Here is a 23395-nt window from a genome sequence, read left to right as displayed (position 1 = left end):
CGAGACAATCCCGTACGCCGGACGGACCGAGCTCTCGGCCCGTCCGGCGCGCGGACCCGACTACAGGCCCAGGGACTTGACCGCCGCGACCAAGGGGGCCAGGTCGGAGCGCTGTTCGGCGTCCGCGAGGGATTCGCGCAGCGCCTTGTCGTGGGTGGGGCGCGCGGCGCCGAGTAGATCGCAGCCGGTCGTGGTGACCTCGGTGTAGATGCCCCGACGGTCGGTGTCGCACAGGTAGCGCGAGAGCAGGCCGCGCTCCTCCAGGCGGGTGACCAGGCGCGTGGTGGCGCTCTGGCTCAGCACCACCGCGTCCGAGAGTTCGTTCATCCGCAGGTGGTAGCCGTCCTGCCGGTTCAACACGTCCAGGACCGAGAACTCGCGCACGCTCAGGTCGTGTTCGGCCTGGAGCGCGCGCTCGATGTGCGCCTCGATCCGATTGTGCAGCGCCGCGAGCGCGCACCAGCCCTGCGCGAGCGGCGGTTCGACGGCCTGCCTTTGTTGTCCCATGCGCTCAGGATACCCCCGAAGCGAAATAGCCCGCGTTTGCATTGATCGGCGTCTGCAAATATTGTCGACGCTTGTAGTCATCGGGAACGCGGCGTTCGCGCCTGCCGTCCGCGCCGGCTCCGCACCGGCTCGTTCCCACCACTCGCAGCACTCCTCGAAAGGGGTACTCCGTGCCTCTCGCACTGCTGGCCCTCGCCATCGGGGCCTTCGGCATCGGGACCACCGAATTCGTCATCCTCGGCCTGTTGCCCGAGGTCGCGGGCACCTTCGACGTCTCGATCACCACCGCCGGGCTCCTGGTCAGCGGCTACGCGGTCGGTGTGCTCGTGGGCGCCCCGCTGATGACCGTCCTGGGCACCCGGGTCTCGCGCAAGCGCATGCTGATCCTGCTGATGGCGCTGTTCGTGCTGGGCAACGCGCTGACCGCGCTGGCCCCCGCGTTCGGGGTGATCATGCTCGGGCGCGTGGTCGCCTCCTTCACCCACGGCGCGTTCTTCGGGATCGGCTCGGTGGTGGCCGCCGACCTAGTCGCACCGGAAAAGAAAGCCGCCGCGATCTCCACCATGTTCGCCGGCCTGACCCTGGCCAACGTGCTCGGTGTGCCGCTGGGCACGCTGATCGGCCAGTCGGTGAGCTGGCGGCTGACCTTCCTGCTGGTCGCCGCGCTCGGCGTACTGGGCGCGGTGGGCATCGCCCGGCTGGTCCCCGAGCAGCCCAAGCCCGAAGGTGTGCACCTGCGGCACGAACTCGCGGTGTTCCGCAACGCGCAGGTGCTGCTCGCGATGGGCATGACGGTGCTCGGCTTCGGCGGCGTGTTCGCCGCGCTGACCTACGTCAAGCCGATGATGACCGACGTCGCGGGGTTCTCCGAGGGCGCGGTCACCTGGCTGCTCGCGGTGGTCGGCCTGGGCATGCTGGTCGGCAACTGGGTCGGCGGCCGGCTGGCCGACCGACACCTGATGCCGTTGCTGTACGGCTCGCTGCTCGCGCTCGCGGGCGTGCTGGCGCTGTTCACCGTGACCGCGCACGACAAGGCAGCGTCGGTGATCACGCTGTTCCTGATCGGCGCGCTCGGCTTCGCCACCGTGCCGCCGCTGCAGAAGCGGGTGATGGACAACGCCGCCGGCGCGCCGACGCTGGCCGCCGCGGTCAACATCGGCGCGTTCAACCTCGGCAACGCGATCGCCGCGTGGCTGGGCGGCCTGGTGATCGACGCGGGCCACGGCTACGAGTCGGCGAACTGGGTCGGTGCCGGTCTGGCGCTGGGCGCACTGGCCCTGGCGGTGGTGGCACACGGCCTGGAACGGCGTGCGCCGACCCGCTCGCGCGTGCCGGCCGCGCACGTCCCCGGTGTGCGGACCGCGCTCAGCGGGCAGAGCGGGCAGGGTGACTCCGTCGTCGCGGATCGAGCGGCCGAGCGACCCGCTCGACTCCCCGGTTGACGCGCACCGCGCACCCCCGCCCCCACCCCCGCACCCCGCCCCCTGACGAAGGACGATTCGAACCATGAGCGCCACCCCCGTGCCCGACATCACCCTGAACAACGGCGTCACCATCCCGCAGCTCGGCTTCGGGGTCTTCCAGGTCGAGAACGACGAGGCCGGCGAGGCCGTGGCGACCGCCCTGGAGGTGGGCTACCGGAGCATCGACACCGCCGCGGTCTACGGCAACGAGGCGGGCGTCGGGCGGGCCCTGGCCGCCTCCTCGGTGCCGCGCGAGGAGGTGTTCGTGACGACGAAATTGTGGAACACCGCCCAGGGATACGACTCGACCCTGGTCGCGTTCGACGAGAGCGTGGGCAAGCTCGGCCTGGACTACGTGGACCTGTACCTGATCCACTGGCCGACCCCGAACCGGGACCGCTACCTGGACACGTGGCGGGCGTTCGAGAAGCTGCTCTCCGACGGCCGGGTGCGCGCGATCGGCGTGTCCAACTTCCAGCCCGACCACCTGACCCGACTGCTCGAACACACCGCCCTGTTGCCCGCGGTCAACCAGGTCGAGCTGCACCCCTACCTCCAGCAGGGCAAGGTGCGCGGCTACGACCGGGCGCACGGGATCGCGACCGAGGCGTGGAGCCCGCTGGGCCAGGGCGGCGACCTGCTCGAGGACCCGGTGATCGCCGAGGTCGCCGGCGCGCACGGCAAGTCGGCCGCCCAGGTGGTGCTGCGCTGGCACCTGCAACTGGGGAACATCGTGATCCCCAAGTCGGTCACGCCCTCGCGGATCCGGGAGAACTTCGAGGTGTTCGACTTCGAGCTGACCGCGGACGAGCTGACCGCGATCAACGCCCTGGACCGGGGCGGGCGGATGGGACCGGACCCGGACACCCTCAACTGAGCCGCGGCTCAGCGGCGTTCCGGCTCCACCAGTGCCGGGTGCGCGGGATGGTCGTAACGCACCAGCAGGTCGGCCTCGGTCGCGGGCGCGATCTCCTCGGCGTAGCGGGCCAGCGCCGGCAGTGTCCACGCCTGTTCGTCGGGAGTGCGCCGGCGCAGCGCGCCCGGGGACAACCACAGGTGCACGCTCAGGTCCAACGGCAGCCCCTTGCCCAGCAGCAGCGGCCCGTCCAGGAGCAACACCCCGCCCTCGGGCAGCGTGGTGTACGCGGCCCGGGTGGCCCGGTCCCGGGCCGCGTCCCACAGGCTCGGCAGGACCCGACCGGTACCGCCCGCACCCAGCGGGTCCAACACCTCCCGGCGCAACCCGGCGTCGTCCAGCCAGCCCCACAGGTAGGACTCCGCGTCGGTGTGCCCGTACTCCAGGCGCACCGACGCGGGGCGCAGGAAGTCGCGGGCCCGCACCCGCAACACCGGCCGGCCGAGCAGCCGCAGCGGGTCGACCAGCGCGTCGGCCAGGACGCCGGGTTCGGCCGCGTCCGCGCCGTCGACGGCGACCCGCGTCCACGGGCGGTCGCCCGCGCGACGGGTGATCGCGTCGACGAGTTCGTCCACCAGGCCGGCCGGAGTGACCGGTCGCGCGCTCACCATCGGCGGACCCGCCGCGGCCCGTTCGGTTCGATCATGGTCACATTCTCGGCCGACCCGGGTGCGCGCCCTCAGTCGCCCCGCGGCTCGCGCTCGAGCGTCGCGTCGACGGTGATCCAGTCCGGCGGCATGTACGGGGGCGTCTTCCAGAAGATGTCCAGTCGGACGATCAGGCCCTCGTCGTTCAGTTCGAGGTAGTTCGCGAACCGCATCACCAGCAGGTCGTCCTCGGGGGCCGGGCGGATCGACTCGACCGCCTCGTTGAACGCGTACCGGCCGTCCTCGCTGAGGAAGGTGAACCGGGAGCGCAGTTCGTGCTGCGCCATGCGGCCGGTGACGGTGGAGACGAAGCGCAGGTAGGCCTCCTTGCCCTCACAGGTGTCCTCGGCGTTGTCGCGCATCCCCACACGTACGAAGTCGTCGGCGAGCGTGGACGCCACCAGGTCCCAGTCGTGCGTGTCCACGCCCTGCCAGAAGTTCTCGACGGTGCGCCTGCGGGCTTCCAGGTCGTGCTGTTTCTCGGTCATGGGCGGACGGTAGTGCGGGTCGTGATCGAGATCCAGAGATATCTGACGGTCCGTCAGTACGAAAGGGGCTACCCGACGGGCAGCGCCGGCATCCGCGGCGCCGGTACGTCGGGCATCTGCACGTTCGGCGGCGGGACCTCGACGAAGCCGCCGGAGATGCCCTGGTGCACGCCGACCACGGCGGGTCGCAGTTCGCCCAGGACGAAGTCCTCGTCGACCTGCCCGAACCGGCTGGTCTCGCTGGTCAGGGTGTCCGCGCGGCCGTCCGCGAGCGCGGGCGCGGCAGCCGCGAGCGCGAGCAGGCCGGCGGTCGCGGCGGTGGCGAGGAGTGTGGTGACGCGCATGGGATCTCCGTTGGTCGGTGCCCGTACGCGGTGTGCGTACGGGCACCAGCGAACGGAACCCGATGCTCCAGGTGGGGGAACCTCACTCGAACGAGGGCGTGTCGCGGGCCGTGGCCCGCCCGGTCACCCGCGCGGCGGCGTCACCAGGCCGGCCGCGAGCACGCCGGCGGACAACGCGCGCGAGTCGCCGGAGCGCGCGTACACGTCCACCGCGGTGTCCACGAGCTTGATCACGTGTTCGTCGCCGTGCGCGTGCGCGAGGTCCATCGCGTCGACCGGATCGCCGGCCGGCGCGGGCGTGCCGGGCGCGTCCTCGCGGGCCATGTACACCGCGAAGACCGCGCCGGCGGTGGCCCACGCGGCCTGGTACGAGGGGATCCACAACTCGGGCGGCAGCGCGGGCAACACGCGCAGCACCGCACTGGGGGCGGTCACGCCGTGCACGTTCATCACCGCGTTGCCGTGTCCTCGACGCAGGTAGCGCAGGGTGGCCGCGTGCACCGTGTCGGCGAGCAGCGCGCGGGCCTCCTCGGGGGTGCCGGCCGGGCGCACCGACAGGGTCGCGGTCAGCCACTCGTCCCAGCCGGCCAGGAAGGTCAGCCGCCGGCTGATGTGGTCCTTCTCGCCCACCGGCAGCGGCGGCACCGCGTCCAGCGCCTCGAACGGCGTGCGGCCCCCCGCGAGCCGCGGCAGTTCGGGCAGGGCCAGGTTGCTCGAGGCGAAGTACGCCATCGCATGCGCGAACTCGGCGAGCCGGACCGGGCTCTCGCCCGCGTCCAGCAGCGCGCGGACCGCGTGTCCGACCCGGATCACACCGTGCGTGGCGCCGCCGGGCAGCCCCGGGAGCAGCCGCGGCCACCACAGCGCGAGCACCTCGCGCCACGGCCGTTCGGCGATCTCGTCGACGAACAGCGCGATCCAGTCCCCGTCGCGGGCGTGGTCGCCCAGCGCCTCACGCCACGCGTCCTTGGCGATCCGCTCGGTCGGGCGGGTCGGCGGTTCCAGCCGACGGGTGTAAACGTCCAGCCAAGCGGGCACGGCTTCCCACTGGCCCGAGTGCACGAGCGCCTCGACGGCCATCGGTCCGTGATTGGACAACTTGTCGTCGAACTCGGAACCGGTGCGATGCAGACGTTCGAACGCTTCGTCCAAGGTTTCGGCGGCCTGCTGATGCATCGTCGACTCCTTCGGTGTGTTTCGAGTGGACCGGGGGGCTCCGGTTAGGACAGTTAAGTCTTGCCTAACTTGCCCGACCTCCGGCGAGAAGCATAGGGTCGAGTACGTCACCGCAACCACTGCGCAGGAGGAACTCCCGTGGCCGACACGGTCTACACGCTCCCCGACCTCACCTACGACTACGCCGCCCTGGAGCCGCACATCAGCGGCGCCATCATGGAGCTGCACCACGACAAGCACCATGCTGCGTATGTGACCGGCGCCAACACCGCCCTCGAGCAGATCGCCGAGGCGCGTGACAAGGAGGCCTACGGCACCATCTCCAAGCTGGAGAAGGACCTGGCCTTCCACGTCTCGGGCCACGTGCTGCACAGCCTGTTCTGGACCAACCTCGGCCCGACCGGCAACGGCGAGCCCACCGGTGACCTCGCCGAGCAGATCGGTGTCGACTTCGGCGGCTTCGAGCAGTTCCGCGCGCACATGACGCAGACCGCGATGACCGTGCAGGGCTCGGGCTGGTCCGTCGCCGCGTGGGAGCCGCTCTCGCAGCGCATCGTGGTCACCCAGGTCTACGACCACCAGGGCAACATCCCGCAGGGCACCGTGCCGCTGCTGGCGATCGACGCGTGGGAGCACGCCTTCTACCTCCAGTACAAGAACGTGAAGGCGGACTTCTTCAAGGCCGTGTGGAACGTCTTCAACTGGGACGACGTCGCGACCCGCCTCGCCGCCGCCAAGGGCGCCTGAGGAACGGCGTTCGGTCCAGGGTCGCGCGGGTGTTCCCCGTGCGGCCCTGTCCGACGTCGGCGAGCGTGCCGGCGCCGCCGGCACGCGTGGGAGTACGCACTCGGGGACTCGGGGTGGACGAGAGGGGCGAGCGGTGACCGAGCAGGACGCGTTCGCACTGTTGCCCGAGACCCGGCGCGAGATATTGCGGCGCCTCAAGGGCGCGGGCGAACTGCGCGCGGAGGAATTGGCCGACGCGGTCGGGATGACCGCGAGCGGCATGCGCCAGCAACTGGCCGGACTGGTCGCCGAGGGCTACGTGACGCACCGGCAGGTCCGACTCGGACCGGGCCGGCCCAAGCACGTGTACCGGCTGACCGCGGCCGGTGAGAATCTGTTCCCCCGGCGCTACGGCGACCTGGTGGGAGACCTCCTGGAGACCGCGCAGGCCGAGGAACCGGGTTTCGTGGACCGGCTGTTCGACCGCCGACGCGAGCGGCGCCTGGACCGGGCCCGGGCCCGGACGACCGCGCCGGAGCTAGCCGACCGGGTGGCCGCGATAGCCGCGATCCTGGACGAGGACGGCTACCTGGCCGCCGCGGAGCCGTTGCCGGACGGCGGCGGATGGCTGATCGTCGAGCAGAACTGCGCGATCTTCGACGTGGCGGTGCGGTGCGGCACCGCGTGCTCCTCGGAACTGGCCTTCCTGCGGGAGGCGTTGCCGGACACCGAGGTGCGGCGGGTCAGCCACATGGTGGCGGGCGCGCCGCATTGCGCGTACGAGATCCGTCCGGTCGAGTAGCGGGCGAGTTCGGTCGATCGGGGCACGGTGGGCTCTCGACGCCCTTCGGTTGCGGCTCTCGGTCGGTTCTCGGTCGCCGCTCCCGGTTGTCCCTCGGCCGGCCCTCGATCGCAGCTCTCGGGCGCCTTCGGGTGCTCCCCTCGGTTGGCCCGATCCTTGCGGTGATTGGCTGTCCGGCCGGTAGGTGGGCGGTCGGCGGATCGGCACGCTGGGAGCGCGTCGCCGATCGCCGGCGGCCGAGGCGGGGCCGACCCGTCGAGAGGGTGAGGAGCACGGCCATGACCGAGACCACCGACGCGCCGCGGATGCGGGCGATCAGCCAGGACGTCGCCGGCGGGCCGGATGTGTTGCGGCTGGTCGAGGTGGCTCGGCCGGAGCCGGGGGCGACCGAGGTGCTCGTGCGGGTACAGGCCACGAGCGTGAATCCGGCCGACTGGAAGACCCGCGAGCGGGGTGTGTTCCGAGACGGCACCGAGCCGCCGTTCACCCTCGGCTTCGACGTCGCCGGGGTGGTCGAGGCGGTCGGCGCGGGAGTGACCGTACTCGCCCCGGGCGACGAGGTGTTCGGCATGCCGCGTTTCCCGCACCCGGCCGGCGCGTACGCCGAGTACGTCACCGCGCCCGCCCGGCACTTCGCGCTCCGTCCGGCCGGTCTGGACCCGGTACGGGCCGCGGCGCTGCCGCTCGCGGCGCTGACCGCGTGGCAGGCGCTGGTGGACACCGCGCATCTGCGGTCCGGGCAGCGGGTGCTGATCCACGCGGCGGCCGGCGGCGTCGGGCACCTGGCCGCCCAGATCGCCAAGGCGCGCGGCGCGTACGTGCTGGGCACCGCGAGCGCGGCCAAGCACGAGTTCCTGCGCGGGCTGGGTGTGGACGAGCCGATCGACTACACCCGGGTGGACTTCGCCGAGACGGTGCGGGACGTGGACGTGGTGCTGGATCCGATCGGCGGCGCGTACGCGGCGCGTTCGTTGGCGACCCTGCGCACGGGCGGCACGCTGGTCTCGATCGTGCCGCCGGACGACACGTTCCCGGTCGCGCGGGCCCGGGAAGCAGGCGTGCGGGCGGTGTTCATGCTGGTCGAACCGGACCTCGCGGGGCTGCGCGAGATCGCCGCGCTGGTGGCCGCGGGTCGGCTGCGGGTCGAGGTCGCCGCGACATTGCCGCTGGCCGACGCGGCGAAGGCGCACGAACTCGGCGAGCGAGGGCGCACAGTCGGGAAGATCGTGCTGACGGTGGCCGACTGATCCGCGTGCCGAGGTCGGGTCAGCGGCCCGTCGGGGTGTCCTCGGCGAGTCGTGCGCGCAGGGTGGGCTTGCTGACCTTGCCGGTGCCGGTGACCGGGAGGGCGTCGGTGAATACGACGCGCCGCGGGACCTTGAAGCCCGCCAGGTGTGCGCGGCACAGGTCGACGAGGGTGTCGGGATCGATCGAGCGTCCCGACACCGGGACGACGACCGCGACCACGCGCTCGCCCCACCGGGTGTCCGGTTCGCCGACCACCGCGACGTCGCGGACGTCCGGGTGCGCGCGCAGCACCGCCTCCACCTCGCGTGCGCTGACGTTCTCGCCGCCGGTGATGATCACGTCCTTCTTGCGGTCCAGGACGTACAGGTAGCCCTCGGCGTCGAGCCGGCCCAGGTCGCCGGTGCGGAACCAGCCGTTCGCGAATTCGCCGGTGTCCGTCTGCCAGTAACCGTCCGCGACCTGCTCGGACCGGACCGAGATCTCGCCGGTGGCGCCGGTCGGCAGCGGCCGGCCGGCGTCGTCGACGATCCGGATCTTCACGCCCGGGCCGGGTCGACCGGCGGCGGCGAACAGCTCGGGCCGGTGGTCGGCGGCGCTCAGGAACACCGCGTTGCCGGAGAGTTCGGTCATGCCGTATCCCTGGCCCAGAGCGCAGCCGAGCAGGCGGTCCACCCGGCGGATCAGCTCGGGGGTGATCGGCGAGGCGCCGTAGCTGATCGCGCGGATCCGCTCGCGCAGCCCGTCGCCGGTGCGGACGTGATCCAGCAGGGCGTCGATCATGGTCGGTGCCAGCGACAGGTTGGTGACGTCGAACCCGCTGACCACCGAAGCCAGTTCGGCCGGGTCCCAGCGGTGCAGGACAACCACCGGGCGGCGCGCGATGTGGTGGGCGGGTACCTGGTAGCCGGCCACGTGGGCGAGCGGGAAGGGGGTCAGCACGACGGTGTCGGACTCGACCGGTCGGCATGCGAGCGAGCCGCGCATCGCCGCGATCAGGCTGCGGTGGGTCAGCCGCACACCCTTGGGCCGGCCGGTGGTGCCCGAGGTGAACAGCAGCCACGTCAGTGCGGTCTCGTCGCCGGCGGCGGTGAACTCGGCCCCGTCCGTGGCGGTGTCCGCGACGGCTTCGCCCAGTTCCAGGGTCGAGCCCTCGGGCCGGTCGAGCCGGGCGGTCAGGTCGGCGTCGCCGAGCAGCAGTTCCGCGCCCGAGCGGGCCAACTGGTCGGCCCACTCGCGCGGGTGCAGCCGGGGATTGAGCGGGACCAGCACCCGGCCGGCCCATGGGACGCCGTAGTAGGCGGCCACATACTCGGCCCGATTGTGCGCGAGGATCCCGACCCGGGCACCGGGTGAGGTCCGCCGCGCGACGCGGGCGGCGAGCGCGCGGGAGCGGTCGGCCAGCTCGGCGAATGTCCACACGGTGTGCGCGCCGGCGGGCGCGTGGGAGGTGGGCGCGCCGGATGCGCCGGGCGTGCGGGGGGTGTGCGCGGGGACGATCAGGGCGATGCGATCGGGCACCTCCCGAGCCGCGTCGACCAGGATCTCGTGCAGCAGCATCGGGCCTCCCTCGTTCTCGCGGGGACGCTATCGCAGGCGCGGAGCCGGAACTCGAACGGGTGACCGGGCGATGGGCGTGCCGATCGGGCATGTCGCCCGCCCGGACGTCGCGAATGCGGCAGGATCGGTGGGGTTCGGCCGCGTTCGGCGCGGTCGCCGTCGACTCGGAGGGGCACGCTCGATGAGCACTACGCACCAGGCCGCCAACGCCGATCGCTTCGCGGAGTTCCGGGCCCTGCACCAGGCCGAGGCACCGCTGCTGTTGCCCAACGCGTGGGACCACGCCACCGCGGCCGCGCTGGTCGAGCGCGGGTTCGCGGCGATCGGGACGACGAGCCTGGGGGTGGCGATCGCGGCCGGCAAGCCGGACGGCGTCGGCGGGACGCGGGAGGAGACGGTACGCCTCGGGGTGGGCATCGCGCGGCTGCCGGTGCCGGTCAGCGTCGACATCGAGGGCGGCTTCGCCGAGCGCCCGGAGCACGTCGCGGCGTTGGGCGTCGAGCTGGTGCGGGCCGGGGTGGCCGGCGTCAATATCGAGGACGGGCGGGCCGACGGCTCGCTGACCGACGCGGACCACCAGGTCGCGGTGATCGCCGCACTCAAGGAGGCCGCACCGACGCTGTTCGTCAACGCGCGCACCGACACGTACTGGGCAGGCGGTCCGGGCGCCTCGCTCGACGAGACGACGCGGCGGATCCGGGCGTACCGGGCGGCGGGCGCGGACGGCGTGTTCGTACCCGGGCTCCAGGACGAGGCCGCGATCGAGACCCTGGTGGGCGCCACCGACGCGCCGCTGAACATCCTGTACAGCCCGACCGGCCTGTCCCGGGCCCGGCTCGCGAAGCTGGGGGTGCGGCGGATCAGCACGGGTTCGCTGCTGTTCCGGGTCGCGGTGCAAAGCGCGGTGGATCTGGCCTGGGCGGTCGCGCACGACGAGGAGGCGGCACCCGCCGGTGCGCCGACGTACGCGCAGGCGCAGGCGATGTCGGAGGTCTATCGGGCCGACTGAGCGCTCGGCCGGGGCGGGCCGGCCGATCGCGGAGTGCGTGGGTCGCGGGCGGTGGACGTCATACTGCTGGTCGGCGGGCCGGGAGCGGCCCGGCTCGACCCGGCAGGCCCGATCGTGAAAGACCTGATCTCGATGACGCTGCACGTTCCGCCGTCCACCACCCCGGATTTCCAGGCCTTTTGGCAGGAACGACACCTGTGCCTGCTGGTCACCCACCGTCCCGACGGCACGCCGCACCTGGTGCCGGTCGGCGCCACGTACGACCACGTGTCCGGGATCGCGCGGGTCATCTCGGACGGCGCGAGCAGGAAGGTCCGCAACGTGCTGGCGGCGGGTCCGGGTGCCCGGGTCGCGATCTCCCAGGTGGACGGGAGGCGCTGGTCCACGCTCGAGGGCGGCGCGAGGATCGCCGGTGACGCCGAGGCCGTCGCCGAGGCGGTCCGGCGGTACACCGAGCGCTATCGGGAGCCGCGGGTGAATCCGAATCGTGTGGTGATCGAGATCGTGGTGACGAGGCGGATGGGGACGGTGTAGCTCGCACACGCATCGGGGCGCCCGGCCGTCGGGGCGTAGCCTGCCGGGGAGTGCGGACGTGCCGATGGAGTGCGGACGTACCGATCCGAACGGGGATGCACCGATGATTCAGGTTGCCGTGGTCACCTTCGACGGCTTCAACGAACTGGACAGCTTCGTGGCGGCGGCCATCGTCAACCGCTGCCGCAAGGACGGCCTGACGGCGTACATCACCACGCCCGCCCCGACCGTCACCTCGATGAACGGCGTCGAGATCACCGGGCAACGCCCGCTCGACTTCATCCCCGAAGCCGACGTCGTGCTGATCGGCAGTGGCATCAGGACGCGTGACGTGGTCGCCGACGACGCGCTCCTCGCGGCGCTGCCCCTGGACCCGACCCGTCAGCTCATCGGCTCCCAGTGCTCGGGCGCCCTGGTCCTGGCCCGCCTCGGCCTGCTGACCGACCTGCCCGCCTGTACGGACGCGACCTCCCGCCCCTGGGTCGAGGCGGCCGGAGTCGAGGTCCTGGACGCCCCGTTCCACGCGTCCGGCAACATCGCCACGGCCGGCGGCTGCCTGGCCTCCCAATACCTGGGCGCCTGGGCCATCACCCGCACCCTGGGCGAGTCCCACGCCCGCGCCGCAATCGACTACGTGGCGCCCGTCGGCGAAAAACAGACCACGGTCGACCACATCTTCACCGTCCTCACCGCAGCCGAACCCCTGACCACCACCTGACGGCCCCCGCGCCCCGAGCGCGGTCGGCCACGCTCCCGCGCCCCGCGCGTAGTCGGCCGTCGTGCCGCGCTCGCCCTGCGGGCACCCAGCCGCGCTCGGGCGACTCGCGCGTTCCGGCGACCCACGCGTGGTCTGCCTCCGGGCCGGCCCCGCGCGTGCCCAGCCGCGCCCCGCGACTCGCGCGTAGTCGGCCACCGGGCCGCGACCCGTGCGTGCGTACCTTGCCGCTCCTGCCGCCGCGCCCGTCCCCGGCGGCCCGTTCCCGCCCCGCCTGTCCCGGGCCCGTCCGTCCCCGGCCCGTGCGTCCTCGCTCGCTTGTCCTCGACTCGCGCGTCCGGCCCGTCCGACCTCGATTCGGTCGTCTCGGGCCGCCCGTTCCCGAGCACTGGTTCCGGCCCGCGCGTGGCCGCCCGGCCATCCCCGATCCCTTGTCCCGGTTCGCTCTTCCCCGGTCCGTGCGCCCCGGGCCGTCTGACCGCGACCGCCCCTCCCGCCCAGCGGCCCGCCCGGTTTCGACTTCCGCGCCTCCAACCGCTCGTCCCCGATTTTTGCCCGGCCCGGGCTCGCGCGTGGTCGGGTGCGCGTCCTCGCTCTGCGCGACCCACCCAGCCCGACCCCGGCCGCGCGTTCCCGATTGATCGACCCCGGCCGCGACCCGTGTGCTCGGCCGACCGGACCCGACCCGTGCCCGCTCCCCGCGTTCCCCGCGTTCGCCGCGTTCGCCGCGTTCGCCGCGTTCGCCGCGTCCGCCGCGTCCGCCGCGTTCGCCGCGTCCGCCGCGTTCGCCGCGTTCGCCGCGTTCGCCGCGTTCGCCGCGTTCCCCGCGTCCGCCGCGTCCGCCGCGTCCGCCGCGTTCCCCGCGTCCGCCGCGTCCGCCGCGTCCGCCGTGTTCCCCGTGTTCGCCGCGTTCGCCGCGTCCGCCGCGTCCGCGGTCTCCGTGCATACCAGGTATGGGTGGGTGGGGTTTGGGGGAGTCGGGACAAATGCTTGGGGGTGATCTTGTGGGGTCGGGGGATTGGGGTGGGTGCCGGGGGCGGGCGAGGGTGGGGCGTATGGACTTGGATCTCGATGAGTTGACGGCGAAGGCATTGCGGCGGGAAGTACCCTCCCGGGACGAGGCGTTGGCCGTTCTGGGCGGAGCGCACGAGGTACTGGACGTGGTGGCCGCCGGGGCACGCGTGCGCCGGCACTTCTTCGGCCGGCGGGTGAAGCTGAACACGATCATCAACATGAAGAGCGGGCTGTGCCCGGAGGATTGCTCGTACTGCTCACAACGGCTCGGGTCGGCGGCGGAGATCCTCAAGTACTCGTGGATCACCCCGGAGGAGGCCGCCAGGACGGCCGATCAGGCGCTTCAGGCGGGGGCGAAGCGAGTGTGCCTGGTGGCCAGCGGGCGAGGGCCCGGCAACCGGGACATCACCCGGATCGAGGACACCATCGCCGCGGTCAAGGAGGGCAGCCCGGACGTGGAGATCTGCGTCTGCCTGGGTCTGCTCGCCGACGGCCAGGCCGAACGCCTCGCTGCGGCCGGGGCGCACGCGTACAGCCACAACCTCAACACGAGTGAGGCGCGGTACTCCGACATCTGCTCCACGCACACCTTCACCGATCGCACGGACACCCTCCGACGCGCCGGTACGGCGGGTCTGTCGCCGTGTTCCGGGGCCATCTTCGGGATGGGTGAGTCGGATTCCGACATCGTCGATCTGGCCTTCGCGCTGCGCGAGTTGGATCCGGACTCGGTTCCGGTGAACTTCCTCATCCCGTTCAAGGGCACGCCGCTGGCGGAGAACTGGGAGCTGACCCCCGAGCGTTGCCTGCGCATCCTGGCGTTGTTCCGCTTCTTCTTCCCCGATGTCGAGGTGCGGTTGGCGGGTGGACGGGAGATCCATCTGCGGAGCATGCAGCCGCTCGCGCTGCATCTGGCCAACTCGATGTTCCTGGGCGACTACCTGACCAGCGAGGGCCAACCGGGCGCGGACGACCGGCAGATGATCGCCGACGCGGGCTTCGTGATCGAAGGTGCCGACGAGCAGACCCTGCCGGACGCCCGGCACGACCTGGTGGTGATCCGCCGCCGGGGCGCGGGCAGCGACCTTCCGCCGAACGCGTGAGGGCCGACAGCGGGGGCGGCCCGGACGCGATGGCGGGCGTCGGTGGGCAGGCCGCATCGGGGACCGAGTACCCGGACCCGGCGCCGAACCGAGCCGGGCGGGCGGACCTGACCCCCGGTGAACTGCTCGACCTCGACCGTGAACACGTGTGGCATCCGTACGCGCCGATGCCCGGCACCGGACGCCCGCTGCTCGTCGAGTCGGCTGCGGGAGTTCGCCTGCGGTTAACCGAACCGGTGGGTGGCGTCGGCGAGTTGGTGGACGGCATGTCGTCGTGGTGGGCGGCCGTGCACGGCTACGCGCATCCGGTGATCGACGCGGCGATCCGCGAGCAGATGGGGCGCATGAGTCACGTCATGTTCGGCGGCCTCACCCACGAGCCCGCGATTCGACTGGCACGCACCCTGGTCGAGATCACCCCGGAGCCGCTGCGGCACGTCTTCCTGGCCGACTCCGGATCCATCTCGGTGGAGGTCGCGATGAAGATGTGCCTCCAGTACTGGCGGGCCCGAGGTCGCGGCGACAAGCGGCGCCTGCTCACGTGGCGCGGCGGGTACCACGGCGACACGTGGCATCCGATGTCGGTGTGCGACCCGGAGGGCGGGATGCACCGGTTGTGGCAGGGGAGGTTGGCCGAGCAGGTGTTCGCCGACGCACCGCCGAGCGGGTTCGACCCGGCCTACGTCGAGCACCTGGACGCGCTGCTGACCCGTCACCGGGACGAGGTCGCGGCAGTGATCGTCGAGCCGATCGTGCAGAACGCGGGTGGCATGCGCTTCCATCCCCCGGAGTACCTGCGCGCGCTGCGCGACCTGTGCACCGCCCACGACGTGCTGCTGATCTTCGACGAGATCGCCACCGGATTCGGCCGCACGGGCGAGCTGTTCGCCGCCGACCACGCCGGCGTCAGCCCCGATGTGATGTGCCTCGGCAAGGCGTTGACCGGCGGCTACCTGAGCATGGCCGCGACGTTGTGTACGGAGGAGGTGGCGGCCGGCATCGCCGCCGGCGAGTCCCCGGTCCTGGCCCACGGGCCCACCTTCATGGGCAACCCGCTGGCCGCCGCGGCCGCGAACGCCGCGCTGGGCCTGCTGCTCGACCAGGACTGGCGGGCGAACGTCGGCCGCATCGAAGCCGGTCTCGCCGAGGGCCTGGCCCCGGCCCGCGCGCTCCCGAGGGTCGCGGACGTGCGGGTCCTGGGTGCCATCGGCGTCGTCCAGCTCGACCATGAGGTCGACATGGCGACGGCTACCCGGGTGGCGGTCGAACACGGCGTCTGGCTCCGGCCGTTCCGCGATCTCGTCTACACGATGCCGCCGTACATCACCTCGGACGCCGACCTGCGACGGATCACCGCCGCCGCCAACGCCGTTGCCGCGGTGGCCTGATCCCGATCCCGATCCCGATCCCGATCCCGATTCCGACCCCGAGCGCGTGCGGGGCATCCACGTCCCAGGCCCCACCGGGTCGCCCCGCACGCGCGACCCACCCCGCGCGGATCGGCAGGTGCCCATCGAGCCTACGAGCCGGTTCCCCTCGGTGACCGCACCGCGTGCCAGTCGTGGGTGTCGGTCAGGTTGGCGTCCGCCTGCCGGGCGGCCTCGACCGGGTCGCGCTCGCGCAGCGCCCGCAACAGGTCCTCGTGGCCGCCCGGATTCGCGCCCTGGTAGTCGGGGTCGGTCCAGGAACCGGCCACCGACTCGCGCACCGGCCCGGACAGGTTCCGGTACAGCTCGGCCAGCAGGGGATTGTGCGCCGCGTCGGCAACACCGAGATGGAACTCCCAGTCGGCGGCCAGCCACGCCTCGAAGTCGCGCTCGTCCCACGCGGCCCGGCGCCGGCGCAGCGCGCCCTCGAGCACGGTCAGGTCGGCCTCCTCGGCGCGGATCGCGGCGAGTCGGGCGGCCTGGAGGTCGAGCGCCTGGCGCACCTCCAGGACCTGCCCGATGTCGCTGCCGCCGTACAGCCGCTCGACGGCGCCGGAAAGCTCGCTGACCGCGCGCACGTAGGTGCCGTCGCCCTGGCGCACGTCGAGCAGGCCCGCGTGCGCGAGTGCGCGGACCGCCTCGCGGACCGTGCCCCGGGCCACCTGGAGTTGGGTCATCAACTCCGGCTCGGGCGGGATGCGGCTGCCCACCGGCCAGTCGCCGGAGGTGATGCGCTCCCGCAGCCGGGCGATCACCTCGGCGGACAGCGCCGGTCGGCGCACCGATTCGAGGCTGCTCATCGGGCGGGCTCCTGACCTGGGACGTCGACGCGACCTGCGACGTCGAACCGAAACAGGACCAGGATACATCCGATGATCGGACGTCACTCGATGTCAACTCTCCGTCACCTGGACAGGATTCATCAGACGTCTTACCTTTGATCCATGACTTCCGCAGCCTCCGTAGCCGCCGGCGCGCCCCTGGCTTCGACCACCGATCCGGCCGGTCGTACCCGTGCCGCGTGGCTGGCCGGCGTGGGCATCGTGCTGATCGCGTTCAACCTGCGGCTGGGCATCAGCAGCGCCGCCGCGCTCCTGGAGGCGCTGCGCGACACGCTCGGCTTCGGCTCGGTGACCGCGTCGCTGCTGCCGACCCTGCCGACATTGTGCTTCGCCGCCGCCGGGCTGACCGCGGCACCGCTGGCCCGCCGGTTCGGCACCGAACGAGCGGTCCTGGTGGCGCTGTTCGCGCTGGCCGCCGGGCTGGGCATCCGGGTCGTGCCGACCACCTGGGCGCTGCTGACCGGAACCGTACTGGGCATGTCCGGCCTGGCCGTGGGCAACGTGTTGCTGCCCGCGTTGCTGCGCGCGCACTACCCGCACCGCGTGTCGGTGCTGACCGGGGTGTACACCACGGTGATGGCGCTGGGCGCGACGCTGGCCGCCGCGATCGCGGTGCCGGTGGCGGACGGCCTGGACTCGCCGTCGCTGGGGCTCGCGGTGTGGGCGCTGCCGGCCGTGGCCGCGCTGCTGGTGTGGTCGCTGGTCCGGGCGCCGCACGCGCTCACTGCCAAGGCCGGCCCCGCAGCGTACGTGTCGCCGTGGACGATGGCGCGCACCCGGCTGGGCCGACTGGTCACGGCCTACTTCGCGCTCCAGGCGCTGAACTGCTATGCCCTGGTCGGCTGGTTGCCGACGCTGCTCTCGGACGAGGGGATGAGCAGCGGCAAGGCGGGCGCGATGCTCGCGATCACCCAGGGGGCGGGCATCCCGGCGACCTTCGCGCTGCTCGCGTTCGTGCGGGCCACCGGGCGGCTGCGGCCCGCGTTCGTGGTGGTGTCGGTGAGCATGCTGATCGGCTTCGTCGGCCTGCTCGTGGCCCCCGTCGCGCTGCCCGTGGTCTGGGCGGCGGCGGTCGGCCTGGGCTTTTGCTCGTTCCCGCTGGTGCTTTCCGTGATCGGCGGCAGCGGCACCGGCGCCGCCGAGACGACCGCGCTGTCCACGCTGGCCCAGTCCCTGGGCTACGCGGTCGCCGCGACCGGCCCGTTCGCACTGGGCCTGATGCACGGCGCCACCGGCGGCTGGACGGTGCCGATGGCCGCACTCGTGGTCACCGCCGTCGGCCAACTCCTGGTCGGCCTGGTCCTGTCCGGCAACCGCGGCGCGCACGCCGCGCCCGAACCGGCGCCACGATCCGCCCGATCCGCCGGCTGACCGCGGAACCGCAGGAAGCGCGCGGATGCCCGAGGTACGCGACCTCGGGCACCCGCGTGGCGGGTTCGGCCGATCTAGAGGATCTCCGCCGCCGGCTGGGCGAACTGCGAGGCGTACAGCCGCGCGTACGCCCCCTCGGCCGCCAACAGCGTCTCGTGCGTGCCCTGTTCGACGATCGAGCCGGACTCCATCACCAGGATCACGTCCGCGTCCCGGATCGTGGACAACCGGTGGGCGATCACGAAGCTGGTCCGGCCCCGGCGCAGCGAGTTCATCGCCTTCTGGATCAGCACCTCGGTGCGGGTGTCCACCGAACTGGTCGCCTCGTCCAGCACCAGGATCTGCGGTTCGGTCAGGAACGCCCGTGCGATGGTGAGCAGTTGCTTCTCGCCCGCGCTGAGGTTGCCGGCCTCGTCGTCGAGCACGGTGTCGTACCCGTCCGGCAGGGTGCGCACGAAGCGGTCGGCGTGGGTGGCCCGGGCCGCCGCGACCACCTGCTCGCGCGAGACGTCGCCGACGCCGTACGCGATGTTGTCCGCGATCGTGCCGCCGATCAGCCAGGTGTCCTGGAGCACCATGCCGATCGGGGCGCGCAGATCCTCGCGGGCCATCGTGGCGATGTCCACGCCGTCCACGGTGATCCGACCGCCGGTCACCTCGTAGAACCGCATCAGCAGGTTGACCAGGGTGGTCTTGCCCGCGCCGGTGGGACCGACGATGGCCACCGTCTGGCCCGGGTGCACCTCCAGGTCCAGGTCCTCGATCAGCGGCTTGGCCGGGTCGTACCGGAACGAGACGCCCTCGAAGGCGACGTGCCCGGTCACCTTCTCGATCCGGGCGGGCGGCTCCGGGTCGGGGGACTGCTCCTTGGCGTCGAGCAGCGCGAACACCCGCTCGGCCGAGGCGACGCCGGACTGGAGCAGGTTGGCCATCGAGGCGACCTGCGTGACCGGACCGTTGAACTCGTACGAGTACTGGATGAACGCCTGGATGTCGCCGAGCGTCATCGCGCCGGAGGACACCCGCAGGCCGCCGATCACCGCGATCAGCACGTAGTTGAGGTTGCCGACGAAGGCCATCGCGGGCTGGATCAGGCCGGAGATGAACTGCGCCTTGAAACCGGCCGCGTACAGCGCCTCGTTGTGCTTGTCGAAGACCTCGGCGGACTCCTTCTGCCGACCGAACACCTTCACCAGCGCGTGTCCGGTGTACATCTCCTCGATGTGCGCGTTGAGCTTGCCGGTACTGGACCACTGCTTGACGAACTGCGGCTGTGCGCGCTTGCCGATCAGCATCGTGACCAGGATCGAGGTGGGCACGCTGATCAGCGCGACGAGCGCGAGCAGCGGCGAGATCCAGAACATCATCACCAGCACACCGACGATGGTCAGCACCGAGCGCACGATCTGGCCCATCGCCTGCTGGAGGGTCTGCGCGATGTTGTCGATGTCGTTGGTGGTGCGCGAGAGCACCTCGCCGCGCGGCTGCTTGTCGAAGTAGTTCAGCGGCAGCCGGGACAGTTTGGTCTCGGCTTCCTCGCGCAGCCGGTAGGTGGTGCGCTGGACGATCGTCGCGGTCAGCCGGCCCTGCACGAAGGCGAACAGCACCGAGCCGACCACGACCGCGAAGGTGGCCAGCAGGATGGTCCGCACGTGCCCGAAGTCGATGCCGTCGCCGGCGACGCCGGTGAAGATCGCGTCGGTGGCCTTGCCGAGCAGCCGCGGGGTGAGCACGGCGAGGCCGACGCCCGCTATGCCGCACATGAGCAGGGCGTACAGCCGGGCGCGCTCGGGGGCCATCATGCCCAGCAGGCGGCGACCGGACGCCTTGAAGTGCATCGACTTCTCGGTCGGCGCGCCGCCCATCATCCGCGCGGCCGGTCCGCCGCCGGGCGGCGGACCGGGGCGGCGTTGCGGGACGGCGGCCTCGGTCGAGTCGCCGGATTCGGTGGTCTCCTCGGTGGTGGTCACGCCGCCTCCTCCTCGGTGAGCTGGGACAGCACGATCTCGCGGTAGGTGTCGTTGCCGGCCATCAACTCGCGGTGCGTGCCGGTGCCGACCACGCGGCCCTCGTCGAGTACCACGATCCGGTCCGCGTGCCGGATGGTGGCCACGCGCTGCGCGACGATCACCACGGTGGCCTCGGCGGTCTCCTCGACCAACGCCGCGCGCAACGCCGCGTCGGTGGAGTAGTCGAGTGCGGAGAACGAGTCGTCGAACAGGTAGATCTCCGGCTTGACCACCAACAGCCGGGCGATGGCCAGGCGTTGTCGCTGGCCGCCGGAGACGTTGCCGCCGCCCTGGGCGATCGGCGCGTCCAGTTGCTCGGGCAGTGCCTCGACGAACGCGCGGGCCTGTGCGATCTCCAGGGCCCGCCACAGGTCCTCGTCGGTGGCGTCCGGGTTCCCGTAGCGCAGGTTGGAGGCGATGGTGCCGGAGAACAGGTACGGCTTCTGCGGCACCAGCCCCACCGTGCGGGACAACAGCGCGGGGTCCAACTCGCGGGTGTCCACGCCGCCGACCAGGACCGCGCCGCCGGTCACGTCGAGCAGGCGCGGGATCAGGCTCAGCAGCGTGGTCTTGCCGGCGCCGGTGCTGCCGATCACCGCGGTGGTCTCACCGGGACGGGCGATCAGGTCGATGCCACGCAGTACCGGCTCCTCGGCGCCGGGGTAGCAAAAGCTCACGTCGCGCAGTTCGAGCCGGCCGTGCGCGTGCAGCGCGGTCACCGGCGCCTCGGCCACGGTCAGGCTGGTCTCGGTGTCCAGCACCTCGGCGATCCGGTCCGCGCAGACCGACGCGCGCGGGATCATCATGGTCATGAAGGTGGCCATCATCACCGACATCAGGATTTGCGCGAGGTAGCTGAGGAAGGCGACCAGCGCGCCGATGTCCATCGAGTCGGCGCCGATCCGGTGGCCGCCGATCCACACGATCACGATCGCCGAGGTCTCCCACACCAGCAGGACCGACGGGTACATGAAGGCCATCAGCCGGCCGAGCGAGAGCGACACGTCGCGGATCTCGGCGTTGGCGTCCGCGTACCTGGCCTGTTCGTGGCCGTCCCGGCCGAACGCGCGGATCACCCGGATCCCGGTGATCTGCTCGCGCATGATCCGGTTCACGTTGTCGATCCGGCCCTGCAGGACGCGGAACAGCGGCGGCATCGCACGCACGATCCAGCCCACGGCCAGGACCAGCGCGGGCACGATGATCAGGAACAACAAGGACATCGGGACGTCCTGGTTGACCGCCATCAGGATGCCGCCGAAGCACATGATCGGCGCGGACACCATCAGGGTCAGCGCGAGCAGGGCCAACATCTGGACCTGCTGCACGTCGTTGGTGGTGCGGGTGATCAAGGATGGCGCGCCGAACTCGCCGACCTCGCGCGCGGAGAAGGTCTGCACCCGGTTGAACACCGCCGCGCGGATGTCGCGCCCCACGCCCATCGCGATCCGCGCGCCGAAGTACACCGCGATCGCCGCGCAGACGATCTGGACCAGGGTCACCCCGATCATCGCGGCGCCGACCCGCAGGATGTAGCCGGTGTCGCCCTTGACCACGCCGTTGTTGATGACGTCGGCGTTGAGGGTGGGCAGATACAGGGTGGCGAGCGTCTGCACGAGTTGCAGCAGCACCACCAAGGCGATCGGTTTGGCGTACGGGCGCAGGTGCGCGCGCAGCAGGCGGATCAGCACGAGGTCCTCTTCGGGTCGGAGGAGTACAGCCGACCTGGGGCACGAGCCGTACACGGGCGCGGGGTGGGCCCCGTGCGGGGCACCGGACCCGGGTGCGGGTCGAGGGCGCGGCGCCGAGGCGGATTCCGTCCTCGACCGTAGTGCCCATCGATGGGGTGGTCGATCGGATTGTGCCGACCGGTCGGTCGATGCCGCGCCGAGTCGGCGGCTGCGATCGAAGAGGTGTGCATGGTGGTTCTCCCCGAGTGCGATCCAAGGTGGCGAACACGGCCCGTCGGCGGTGGTTCGGGCGGCGTAAGAACACCCTAGAATTTCAAGTTGACTTGAGGTCAAGGTCGACGATCCGGACGTGTCGATGCCCTCGGGCCGTCGACGACCCTTCGGAACCGTACACAGCGAAACGGCCCGTCCACCCCGAGGGGTGGACGGGCCGTTTCGGTGCGAGTCGCGAAACGTCAGTCGATCGCGACGAACGAGTTCGTGGAGTGCCACACGGCGAAGTCGCCGCCGTGGTGGCCGCAGCCGTCCGAGAACTTCACGCCGGAGCTGGTGTGGTGACCGACCACGAGGCCGTCGTCGTGGCCGCCCGCCTGAGCGGTGCCGGCACCGGCGAAGGCGAAGAGCGCGGCGCCGGCAACGGCGATCAGCGAGGTACGGAGGCGCATTGTCATCTCCCATGAAATGTGGGTGAGCGGGACGTAAATCCTGATATCCACAAAATCACAGCAATATGGGTAAGTTCGCCCATTAGGGGCGTGTCGTGCGCTCGTTACGACCCGTTCGGCCCGTCGTCACTGGTGCACGAGGGTGAGCCAGTGCGCGTACCGCTCGTCCGTGCCGGTGATCGCCGCGGTGTAGGCGTCCTGGATCTTCCGGGTGATCGGCCCGGTGGCCACTTCGCGGTCGTCCAGCGAGGCCACCGCGACCACGCCCGCGGCCGTGCCGCAGACCATGATCTCCTCGGCGGTGTACAGATCCGAGCGGAGCAGGTTCTCGGTACGGACCGCCAGACCCAGATCCGCGGCCAGGGTGAGCACGGTGTCCTGGGTGATCCCGCGCAGCGCGCCGGCGCTCGGCGGCGGGGTGAACAGCACGCCGTCGCGCACCGCGAAGACGTTGGCCGCGCTGCACTCGCTGACGTAGCCGTCCGCGTTGAGCAGCAGCGCCTCGTCGTAGCCCGCCCGCAGCGCCGCGGTCTTGGCCAGCGCCGCGTTGAGGTAGCCCGCGGTGGCCTTGGCCGCGGGCGGCAGCGCGTTGGGGTCGTTGCGCCGCCACGAACTGGTGGCCAGGCGGATGCCGCGCTCGGCCGGCGCGTCGCCGAGGTAGGCGTGCCACTCCCACCCGGCGATGCTCACCTCGACCGCCATCTCGGGCCGCAGGGCCGGACCCATCTCGCCGTAGCCGATGTGCGCGAGATGGCGCAGGTAGCACTCGGAGTGCCCGTTGGCCGCGATCAGTTCCAGCGTCGCGGCACGCAGTGTGGGCAGGTCGTAGGGCAGTTCGAAGCCCACGATGTGGGCGCTCTCGCGGAACCGCCGCAGGTGGTCGTCGAGCCGGAACACCGCGGGGCCGCGCGGGGTGAGGTGGGCCCGGGTGCCCTCCAGCACGCCGGTGCCGTAGTGCAGTCCGTGACTGAGGACGTGCACCTTCGCGTCCGCCCACGGCACGAGCGTGCCGCCCATCCAGATCCGGTCCGCTTCGGTCAGTGCCATTGCTGCTCCCGCCCTCGTGCGCTCGTGCGTGGTCGCCTTCGGCCGCGGGCGCCGTGCGGCGCCGCCGTCGGGCGTGCTCGACAAGTGGATCACC

Annotated in this window: 23 protein-coding genes; 12 read left to right on the top strand and 11 right to left on the bottom strand. The window is 71.9% G+C overall.

Annotation, left to right across the window (positions count from 1 at the left end):
* Positions 1-60: 60 nt before the first annotated feature.
* Positions 61-507 carry a MarR family winged helix-turn-helix transcriptional regulator gene (locus tag ACZ4FV_RS03045; RefSeq protein ID WP_395865647.1) on the bottom strand — a complete coding sequence of 149 codons (447 nt, stop codon included), beginning with the start codon at positions 505-507 and terminating at the stop codon, positions 61-63.
* A gap of 170 nt (positions 508-677) precedes the next feature.
* Here ACZ4FV_RS03045 and ACZ4FV_RS03040 point away from each other — a divergent pair, with 170 nt between their 5' ends.
* Together ACZ4FV_RS03040 and ACZ4FV_RS03035 are read left to right on the top strand one after the other, a co-directional pair.
* A complete protein-coding gene (locus ACZ4FV_RS03040) occupies positions 678-1949 on the top strand; it encodes an MFS transporter (RefSeq protein WP_402232238.1) in 1272 nt (423 codons plus the stop codon).
* A gap of 64 nt (positions 1950-2013) precedes the next feature.
* Complete coding sequence (locus tag ACZ4FV_RS03035; RefSeq protein WP_395865642.1) at positions 2014-2847, top strand: aldo/keto reductase; 834 nt, start codon at positions 2014-2016, stop codon at positions 2845-2847.
* Positions 2848-2855: 8 nt separating this feature from the next.
* Here ACZ4FV_RS03035 and ACZ4FV_RS03030 read toward each other — a convergent pair whose 3' ends face one another.
* The 4 genes from ACZ4FV_RS03030 to ACZ4FV_RS03015 all read right to left on the bottom strand — a co-directional run bounded on the left by ACZ4FV_RS03030 (position 2856) and on the right by ACZ4FV_RS03015 (position 5541).
* Positions 2856-3497, bottom strand: a complete 642-nt coding sequence (locus tag ACZ4FV_RS03030; protein WP_395865640.1) for a nucleoside/nucleotide kinase family protein — start codon at positions 3495-3497, stop codon at positions 2856-2858.
* A 68-nt stretch (positions 3498-3565) separates the two neighbouring features.
* Positions 3566-4021 carry a nuclear transport factor 2 family protein gene (locus tag ACZ4FV_RS03025; protein ID WP_395865639.1) on the bottom strand — a complete coding sequence of 152 codons (456 nt, stop codon included), beginning with the start codon at positions 4019-4021 and terminating at the stop codon, positions 3566-3568.
* Between the two features lie 68 nt (positions 4022-4089).
* The gene (locus ACZ4FV_RS03020) at positions 4090-4365 is read right to left on the bottom strand and encodes a hypothetical protein (protein ID WP_402232236.1); all 276 of its coding nucleotides are present in this window, start codon (positions 4363-4365) and stop codon (positions 4090-4092) included.
* Positions 4366-4488: 123 nt separating this feature from the next.
* On the bottom strand, positions 4489-5541 hold the full coding sequence (locus ACZ4FV_RS03015; protein ID WP_395865635.1) for a questin oxidase family protein: 1053 nt from the start codon (positions 5539-5541) through the stop codon (positions 4489-4491).
* A gap of 138 nt (positions 5542-5679) precedes the next feature.
* Here ACZ4FV_RS03015 and ACZ4FV_RS03010 point away from each other — a divergent pair, with 138 nt between their 5' ends.
* The 3 genes from ACZ4FV_RS03010 (at position 5680) to ACZ4FV_RS03000 (ending at position 8316) form a co-directional block, all read left to right on the top strand.
* Positions 5680-6288 carry a superoxide dismutase gene (locus ACZ4FV_RS03010; RefSeq protein WP_020549884.1) on the top strand — a complete coding sequence of 203 codons (609 nt, stop codon included), beginning with the start codon at positions 5680-5682 and terminating at the stop codon, positions 6286-6288.
* 133 nt (positions 6289-6421) lie between these two features.
* Positions 6422-7069, top strand: coding sequence for a helix-turn-helix transcriptional regulator (locus tag ACZ4FV_RS03005; protein WP_395865633.1), 648 nt, complete (start codon positions 6422-6424; stop codon positions 7067-7069).
* 278 nt (positions 7070-7347) lie between these two features.
* Positions 7348-8316 carry an NADP-dependent oxidoreductase gene (locus ACZ4FV_RS03000; protein ID WP_465321697.1) on the top strand — a complete coding sequence of 323 codons (969 nt, stop codon included), beginning with the start codon at positions 7348-7350 and terminating at the stop codon, positions 8314-8316.
* A 19-nt stretch (positions 8317-8335) separates the two neighbouring features.
* On the opposite strand, the gene ACZ4FV_RS02995 is transcribed toward ACZ4FV_RS03000, so the two are convergent.
* Positions 8336-9874: a class I adenylate-forming enzyme family protein gene (locus ACZ4FV_RS02995; RefSeq protein WP_465321696.1), complete on the bottom strand. Its 1539-nt coding sequence runs from the start codon at positions 9872-9874 to the stop codon at positions 8336-8338.
* A 181-nt stretch (positions 9875-10055) separates the two neighbouring features.
* Here ACZ4FV_RS02995 and ACZ4FV_RS02990 point away from each other — a divergent pair, with 181 nt between their 5' ends.
* The 6 genes from ACZ4FV_RS02990 to ACZ4FV_RS02965 all read left to right on the top strand — a co-directional run bounded on the left by ACZ4FV_RS02990 (position 10056) and on the right by ACZ4FV_RS02965 (position 15637).
* Positions 10056-10883: an isocitrate lyase/PEP mutase family protein gene (locus ACZ4FV_RS02990; protein WP_395865626.1), complete on the top strand. Its 828-nt coding sequence runs from the start codon at positions 10056-10058 to the stop codon at positions 10881-10883.
* Between the two features lie 132 nt (positions 10884-11015).
* Complete coding sequence (locus ACZ4FV_RS02985) at positions 11016-11417, top strand: pyridoxamine 5'-phosphate oxidase family protein (protein WP_395865915.1); 402 nt, start codon at positions 11016-11018, stop codon at positions 11415-11417.
* A 103-nt stretch (positions 11418-11520) separates the two neighbouring features.
* A complete protein-coding gene (locus ACZ4FV_RS02980; protein ID WP_395865624.1) occupies positions 11521-12135 on the top strand; it encodes a DJ-1/PfpI family protein in 615 nt (204 codons plus the stop codon).
* 577 nt (positions 12136-12712) lie between these two features.
* The gene (locus ACZ4FV_RS02975; protein WP_465321695.1) at positions 12713-13132 is read left to right on the top strand and encodes a hypothetical protein; all 420 of its coding nucleotides are present in this window, start codon (positions 12713-12715) and stop codon (positions 13130-13132) included.
* Positions 13133-13187: 55 nt separating this feature from the next.
* On the top strand, positions 13188-14249 hold the full coding sequence (bioB, locus tag ACZ4FV_RS02970) for a biotin synthase BioB (RefSeq protein ID WP_465321693.1): 1062 nt from the start codon (positions 13188-13190) through the stop codon (positions 14247-14249).
* Between the two features lie 29 nt (positions 14250-14278).
* Positions 14279-15637 (top strand): adenosylmethionine--8-amino-7-oxononanoate transaminase, encoded by a 1359-nt coding sequence (locus tag ACZ4FV_RS02965; protein ID WP_465321746.1) that lies wholly within the window; start codon positions 14279-14281, stop codon positions 15635-15637.
* A 131-nt stretch (positions 15638-15768) separates the two neighbouring features.
* On the opposite strand, the gene ACZ4FV_RS02960 is transcribed toward ACZ4FV_RS02965, so the two are convergent.
* Positions 15769-16476 carry a FadR/GntR family transcriptional regulator gene (locus ACZ4FV_RS02960; RefSeq protein WP_465321692.1) on the bottom strand — a complete coding sequence of 236 codons (708 nt, stop codon included), beginning with the start codon at positions 16474-16476 and terminating at the stop codon, positions 15769-15771.
* Between the two features lie 144 nt (positions 16477-16620).
* Here ACZ4FV_RS02960 and ACZ4FV_RS02955 point away from each other — a divergent pair, with 144 nt between their 5' ends.
* Positions 16621-17889, top strand: a complete 1269-nt coding sequence (locus ACZ4FV_RS02955; RefSeq protein WP_465321691.1) for an MFS transporter — start codon at positions 16621-16623, stop codon at positions 17887-17889.
* Positions 17890-17963: 74 nt separating this feature from the next.
* Here ACZ4FV_RS02955 and ACZ4FV_RS02950 read toward each other — a convergent pair whose 3' ends face one another.
* The 4 genes from ACZ4FV_RS02950 to ACZ4FV_RS02935 form a co-directional block, all read right to left on the bottom strand.
* On the bottom strand, positions 17964-19859 hold the full coding sequence (locus ACZ4FV_RS02950) for an ABC transporter ATP-binding protein (RefSeq protein WP_395865616.1): 1896 nt from the start codon (positions 19857-19859) through the stop codon (positions 17964-17966).
* Entirely contained in the window at positions 19856-21589 is a 1734-nt protein-coding gene (locus ACZ4FV_RS02945) for an ABC transporter ATP-binding protein (protein WP_395865614.1), read from the bottom strand. Before ACZ4FV_RS02945 ends, ACZ4FV_RS02950 begins: the two co-directional genes overlap by 4 nt.
* 455 nt (positions 21590-22044) lie before the next feature.
* Positions 22045-22254: a hypothetical protein gene (locus ACZ4FV_RS02940; protein ID WP_395865611.1), complete on the bottom strand. Its 210-nt coding sequence runs from the start codon at positions 22252-22254 to the stop codon at positions 22045-22047.
* A 126-nt stretch (positions 22255-22380) separates the two neighbouring features.
* Entirely contained in the window at positions 22381-23301 is a 921-nt protein-coding gene (locus tag ACZ4FV_RS02935) for a branched-chain amino acid transaminase (RefSeq protein ID WP_395865609.1), read from the bottom strand.
* Positions 23302-23395 lie beyond the last annotated feature (94 nt).

The organism is Embleya sp. NPDC025285 (assembly GCF_055558835.1).
This window is presented reverse-complemented; position numbering and strand designations above follow the sequence as displayed.